Genomic DNA, 5,829 nt, shown 5'->3' on the forward strand with positions numbered 1-5,829 from the left:
TTGCGGGCGCTCTGGGGCGCCAGCCGGCCGGCCTCGACAGCGGGGATCGGCAGCGAAGGCGTGACCAGCAGGTCATAGCCTTCCATGAACTGGCGCATCTGCGCGCCCAGCAGCCCGCGCGCCCGCACGGCGTCCTGATAATCGTCGAGCGAAATCGACTTCGCCTGTTCGACGACATCAGCGAGGGCCGGATCGAGCAGCTTTTTCTTCGCCGCCGGCAGCTTGCCAAGCAGGGTGCGCGCGCCCACCCACCACAGCACCCGGAAACAGGGCGCGGGATCTGCGAAGCCGGGGTCCTGTTCCTCGACTGTGGCGCCCAGCGCAGCCAAGACCTCGACGGCTTTGTTCACCGCCGCCGCAACGCGGGGGTCGACCTCGACATAGCCGAGCCGCGGGCTGTAGGCGATTTTGATGCCCTTCAGGCTCTTGCCCAGCCGGGCGGTGTAATCGGCGCCGTCATAGGGCAGGGAATGCCAGTCACGCGGGTCGGGCCTGGCGATCACATTCATCATCAGGCAGGCGTCTTCCACGGTCCGGGTCATCGGCCCGACATGGGCAACCGTGCCGAACGGCGACAAGGGCCAGGCCGGAACCCGGCCGAAGGAGGGCTTGTGGCCGAAGATGCCGGTGAAGCCCGCCGGAATGCGGATCGAGCCGCCGCCATCCGTACCAAGGGTCAGCGGCGCATAGCCCGCCGCCGCGGCGGCCGAGGACCCGCCAGAGGACCCGCCCGGCGTCTTGGTTGGGTCCCAGGGGTTGCGGGTGATGCCGGTCAGCGGCGAATCGGTCACACCCTTCCAGCCGAACTCCGGCGTTGTGGTGGCGCCGAGAAAGACCGCGCCGCTTTCGCGCAGCCGGGCGACACTCGGCGCGTCATGCTCCCAGGCCTGGGTCTTGTCCACCGTGCGCGAGCCGCGCAGCGTCGGCCAGCCACGCACCAGCAACAGGTCCTTGATCAGGGCGGGCACGCCATCGACCGGGCCCTGCGGCTCACCCTTGAGCCAGCGCTTTTCGCTGGCCCGCGCGGCGGCCAGCGCCTCCTCGGGGCGCACCGAAACCATGGCGTTGAGCGTCCTGTCGTGGCGCTCGATCTGGGCGAGGCAGGCCTGCGCCACCTCGACCGGCGAAAACTTCTTCCTGGCATAGCCCTTGACCAGCTTGGCCGCCGATTTCCAGTGAAGCTCGCTCATGGCGTTTTCTGGCTCCTTGTTGTCAGGCTTCCCGCGCCTTGCCGAGGGCCGCCTTGAACTGCGGCATGAGATCGGCGTTGGTGGCCAGAATGTTGCCCGTTTGCATGGGATTTCTCTCGCTGTCCGGGTCGGAGACGAAGCCGCCCGCCTCGCGCACCAGCAGGATGCCCGCCGCCATGTCCCACTTGCTAATGTTGCGGCAGATCATGGCGTCGAAGCGCCCGGCCGCCACATAGGCGAGCGACAGGGCCGCCGAGCCTGGGCTGCGGATTCCCACCACGCGCTGCTGCAGCACGGCGATTTCGGCGCGCGACAAGGGCAGGTCCTTGCCGCCACGGTGCGGCACTTCATAGCTGACCAGCGTGTCGTGGATGTCGCGGCGCTGCGCCACCCGCAGGCGCTTGTTGTTGAGGAAGGCGCCGCCGCCCTTTTCGGCGGTATACATTTCGTCGCTCACCGGATTGTAGGTGATGGCGGCCACCAGCTCGTCCTTGCGTTCCAGCGCCACGGTGATGGCGAACATCGGCACCGCATGCATGAAGTTCATGGTGCCGTCGATGGGATCGATCAGGAATCGATGATCGGGGTCGGTACCGGGAACGCTGCCGGTCTCCTCGGTCAGGAAGGCATAGCCTGGCCGTGCCTTCGACAGTTCCTCACGCAGGATCTTGTCGCACCGCTGGTCGGCGATGGTGACAAAATCGCCGGGCCCCTTCTGCGACACCTGCAGAAAGGCGATCTCGCCATAATCGCGCTGCAGGGCGCGGGCGGCCTTGCGTACGGCGGCGGTCATGACGGTGATGATGGGAGACGACACGGGGAAACGTCCTTTGCACTGCGACTGCCGCTGCCACTAGCAGGATTGCCAGGGCAGGGGAAGCGCAGGCAGGCACTCAGAAGCCGAACAGGGCCCGGAAGAAGGCCATCACGCCGATGTAGAGCGCTGATGAAATGGCCGCCAGCAATGCGACCGACGCGATCGACAGGACATAACCGAAGGCCACGGCGAGGCCGTCCCGCTCGGCGAGGCCCAGCGCCAGGCAGGCGATGGCCGCCGCCGGCAGCATGTTGCCGAGCGGAATGGGCAGAAACAGGATGAGCGAGAGGGGAAACGCCACAAGCCCCAGCGCCCGCTCGGCCAGGTTGGAACTGATCAGCAGGCCCGCGCGCGGCTTGAGGAACCGTTCGAGCCTGGTCATTACGGGCGTCATTTTTGAGACGAAGGTCTGCAGCATATCGCGGGAAATCCGCCGCTGACGCACCACGGCGGGAAGCCAAAGGGTTTGCCGCCCGATCATCACCTGATAGGTGAGGAACACCAGCGGCAGGCCGAGGATCGCCGAGGTGCCGGGCGGCGTTGGGATGATATTGGGCACCGCGAAGATGAACATCAGCGCCCCGAAGGCCCGCTCACCAAGCGAATCCGCGAGCTTGCCCACGGTGATGTCTTCCTCGGCGCTGATCGAGCGCACGATATCGGACAAGCGCCGCGGCTTGTTGGGGCTGCCGGTTTCGCTATCCGGCTTAGGGGATTCTTGTTGCTGCACGGCCAATCCAGTGACGTTTCACTCAACCTAGCTGAAGTGACAGGTTTGTGAAGCTGAAACCGTCTCAGGCGGCGGTCGCGGGGTAGCCGGCCCCGGCCAGCGCCGCGGCGATGGCGGATACCGGGGCCGCGGTTGCAACCGCCACGGTCTTCGCCGCCACGTCCACCTTCACGTCCGCCTGAGGGTCGAGGGCCTTGATCGCCTTAGTCACGGCGGCCACGCAATGCCCGCAACTCAGGTCTGGGACGGCGAATTTCATCTGGCGGGTCTCCCTGGCCGGAATTGCGGTCTTTTTCTGCGCTTGGCGCACGCCATGGTCAAGGCCTCATGCGCAGTCTCAGTCTTGAATTTGTCCGCCCGCCTGCCCATCAGTACAAGCATGACGATGAACGCCGCCGCCCGTGACGCAAGCTTTCCGGTGCTGGGCATGACCTGCGCCTCCTGCGTGCGCCGCGTGGAGAAGGCCATCGCCGAGGTGCCGGGCGTTGTCCGCGCTACCGTCAACCTCGCGACCGAGCGCGCCGATGTCAGGTTCGATGGGCCGGCCAAACCGGCTTCGGTGATCGCCGCGATATCCGCCGCCGGCTACGAGGTGGCGCAGCAGCGCTTCGACATCGGTATCTCGGGCATGACCTGCGCTTCCTGTGTCCGCCGGGTCGAGCAGGCGATTGCCGCCGTGCCAGGCGTGGTTTCAGCGGCGGTCAATCTGGCAGCCGCGCGCGCCGCCGTCACGGCGTTGGCCGGAACACCCTCCGCCGCCATCGAGGCCGCCATTCGTGATGCCGGATATGAGCCGCACCGGCTGGGGCAGGGCGACGATCAGGCCTTCGCGGCGGCAAAACAGGCGGAAGAAACCCGCCTGCGCCGCGATGTCTGGCTGGCGGCGATCCTCACCCTGCCGGTGTTCGCGCTGGAGATGGGCGGGCATCTCATTGCGTCCGTGGCGCATTGGTTGCATGGCATCGACCGCTTCACGCTGAACCTTCTGTTCTTTGTGCTCACCACGGCGGTGCTGTTTGGGCCGGGCCGGCGTTTCTACAAGTCGGGCGTTCCCGCACTGCTGCGTGGCGCGCCGGATATGAATTCGCTGGTGGTGCTGGGGGCGACGGCGGCCTGGGGCTATTCCACAGTGGCGACGTTCCTGCCGCATGTGATGCCGCCCGGCACGGCGCATGTCTATTTCGAGGCCGCCGCGGTGATCGTGACGCTGATCCTGTTCGGGAGGCTTCTGGAGGCGCGCGCCAAGGGCCGGGCGGGGGCGGCGATCGCGCGGCTCATCGGGCTCCAGGCCAGGACGGCGCGGGTCGAACGCAACGGCGCCATCGCCGACCTGCCGATCGGCGATGTGGTGGTGGGCGATCTGATCCACGTCCGCCCCGGCGAGCGGCTGCCGGTTGATGGCATCGTCACCGCGGGATCGTCCTTCGTCGATCAGTCGATGCTGACCGGCGAGCCGATGCCGGTGAGCAGGACGGTGGATGATGAGCTGGCGGGGGGCGCCGTCAATGGCAACGGCAGCCTCACCTACCGCGCCACGCGGGTGGGCGCTGACACCATGCTGGCGCGCATCACCCGCATGGTGGAGCAGGCGCAGGCGGCGAAACTGCCGATCCAGGCGCTGGTTGACCGCATTACCGCCTGGTTCGTGCCGGCGGTGATGGCGGCTGCCGCGATCACCTTCCTTGCCTGGCTGCTGTTCGGGCCGGCGCCGTCCTTGAGCTATGCCATCGTCAATGCGGTGGCGGTGCTGATCATCGCCTGCCCCTGCGCCATGGGGCTTGCGACGCCCACATCGATCATGGTGGGCACCGGGCGGGCCGCCGAACTGGGCGTGTTGTTCCGCAAAGGCGAGGCGCTGCAGAGCCTGCAACAGGCGAAGATCGTGGCCTTCGACAAGACCGGCACGCTGACCGAGGGCCGCCCGGTGCTGACCGATGTCCAGACGCTGCCGGGCCTTGATGCCGATGCCGCGCTGGCGGCCATTGCCGCGGTTGAAAGCCGCTCCGAGCATCCGGCCGCCATGGCCATCGTCGCGGCTGCCCAAAGCCGGGGTCTCGCGCTCCCTGAGGTCACGGATTTTCTGGCGGTTCCCGGCTATGGCGCCCGCGGCGTGGTTGCCGGCCAGCCGGTTGCGGCGGGTGCCGCGCGCTACATGGCGAAGCTTGGATTGGATAGCGCGCCCCTGGCGGAGCAGGCGGGCAGGCTCAGCCAGCAGGGCAAAACCCTGGTCTACGCGGCAATCGGCGCCCGCGTGGCGGCCATTCTCGCGGTGGCCGATACCGTGAAGCCCGCCAGCGCGGGAGCCATTGCGGCCCTGCGGGAACTGGGGCTCGAAACCGCCATGATCACCGGCGACAGCCGCGTGACGGCGGAGGCCGTGGCCGCAACGCTCGGCATCAGCGAAGTCGAGGCGGAGGTGCTTCCCGATGGCAAGGTGGCGGCCGTCCGCCGCCTGGGTGAGGGCGGCCGCGCGGTGGCCTTCGTCGGCGACGGCATCAACGACGCGCCGGCGCTCGCCGCCGCCGATGTGGGCATTGCGATGGGCACCGGCACCGACATCGCCATCGACAGCGCTGATGTGGTGCTGCTGTCGGGCGATCCCGGCCGCGTCGCCACGGCCTTCGGCATCTCGCGCGCCACACTGAGGAACATCCGGCAGAACCTGTTCTGGGCCTTCGGCTATAATGCGCTTTTGATCCCGGTGGCGGCGGGCGTGCTCTATCCCGTCAATGGCATGCTGCTGTCACCCGCCCTGGCGGCGGGCGCCATGGCGCTGTCGAGCGTCTTCGTGGTGGCGAATGCGCTGCGCCTCAGGCGGTTTGGGACCGGGTAGAAGCAGGGCGCGGACCGGGTCGGCCCCGTGGTCTGGCGCGGCAGGCAAGACAGCCTTGCGCGCCGCATTCTCCGGCCTTGACCATCCATTGGGCTTGACCCCGGCCGGGTTTGACGTGCTGCTGGAAAACACGGAGTGTCCGTTTGGCAAGATGTGAAGAGCAATCGAGGCGGCTGGGGTGAGTCAAAACGACTCGGCGGGCGGGCCATGCGAAGAGCGGCGCTATCGTGAAGGACTGGGGGAGCGGTCGGCTATACGG

General features: G+C 67.6%; 5 protein-coding genes. 1 reads left to right on the forward strand and 4 read right to left on the reverse strand.

All coding sequences use genetic code 11. The annotated features are described in order from the left end of the window. From ACKOED_RS15055 to ACKOED_RS15070, 4 genes are all read right to left on the reverse strand, one after another. A partial coding sequence (locus ACKOED_RS15055) for an amidase (RefSeq protein WP_408917437.1) occupies window positions 1-1,190 on the reverse strand: 1,190 nt, incomplete at its 3' end. A 22-nt stretch (window positions 1,191-1,212) separates the two neighbouring features. Beyond that, complete coding sequence (locus ACKOED_RS15060; RefSeq protein WP_408917438.1) at window positions 1,213-2,007, reverse strand: inositol monophosphatase family protein; 795 nt, start codon at window positions 2,005-2,007, stop codon at window positions 1,213-1,215. 76 nt (window positions 2,008-2,083) lie between these two features. After that, window positions 2,084-2,674 (reverse strand): exopolysaccharide biosynthesis protein, encoded by a 591-nt coding sequence (locus ACKOED_RS15065; RefSeq protein WP_408917439.1) that lies wholly within the window; start codon window positions 2,672-2,674, stop codon window positions 2,084-2,086. Between the two features lie 127 nt (window positions 2,675-2,801). Then, window positions 2,802-2,996 (reverse strand): heavy-metal-associated domain-containing protein, encoded by a 195-nt coding sequence (locus tag ACKOED_RS15070; RefSeq protein ID WP_408917440.1) that lies wholly within the window; start codon window positions 2,994-2,996, stop codon window positions 2,802-2,804. 120 nt (window positions 2,997-3,116) lie between these two features. On the opposite strand from ACKOED_RS15070, the gene ACKOED_RS15075 reads away from it, so the two are divergent. Further along, window positions 3,117-5,570 carry a heavy metal translocating P-type ATPase gene (locus tag ACKOED_RS15075; protein ID WP_408917442.1) on the forward strand — a complete coding sequence of 818 codons (2,454 nt, stop codon included), beginning with the start codon at window positions 3,117-3,119 and terminating at the stop codon, window positions 5,568-5,570. The last annotated feature ends 259 nt before the right edge of the window (window positions 5,571-5,829 follow it).

Source organism: Aestuariivirga sp., assembly GCF_046093005.1.
GTDB lineage: Bacteria > Pseudomonadota > Alphaproteobacteria > Rhizobiales > Aestuariivirgaceae > Aestuariivirga.

Coding starts and splice junctions, on each gene's coding strand:
- ACKOED_RS15075 (WP_408917442.1), top strand. CDS start 3,117: ATGACGATGAACGCCGCCGCCCGTGACGCAAGCTTTCCGGTGCTGGGC.
- ACKOED_RS15070 (WP_408917440.1), bottom strand. CDS start 2,996: ATGAAATTCGCCGTCCCAGACCTGAGTTGCGGGCATTGCGTGGCCGCC.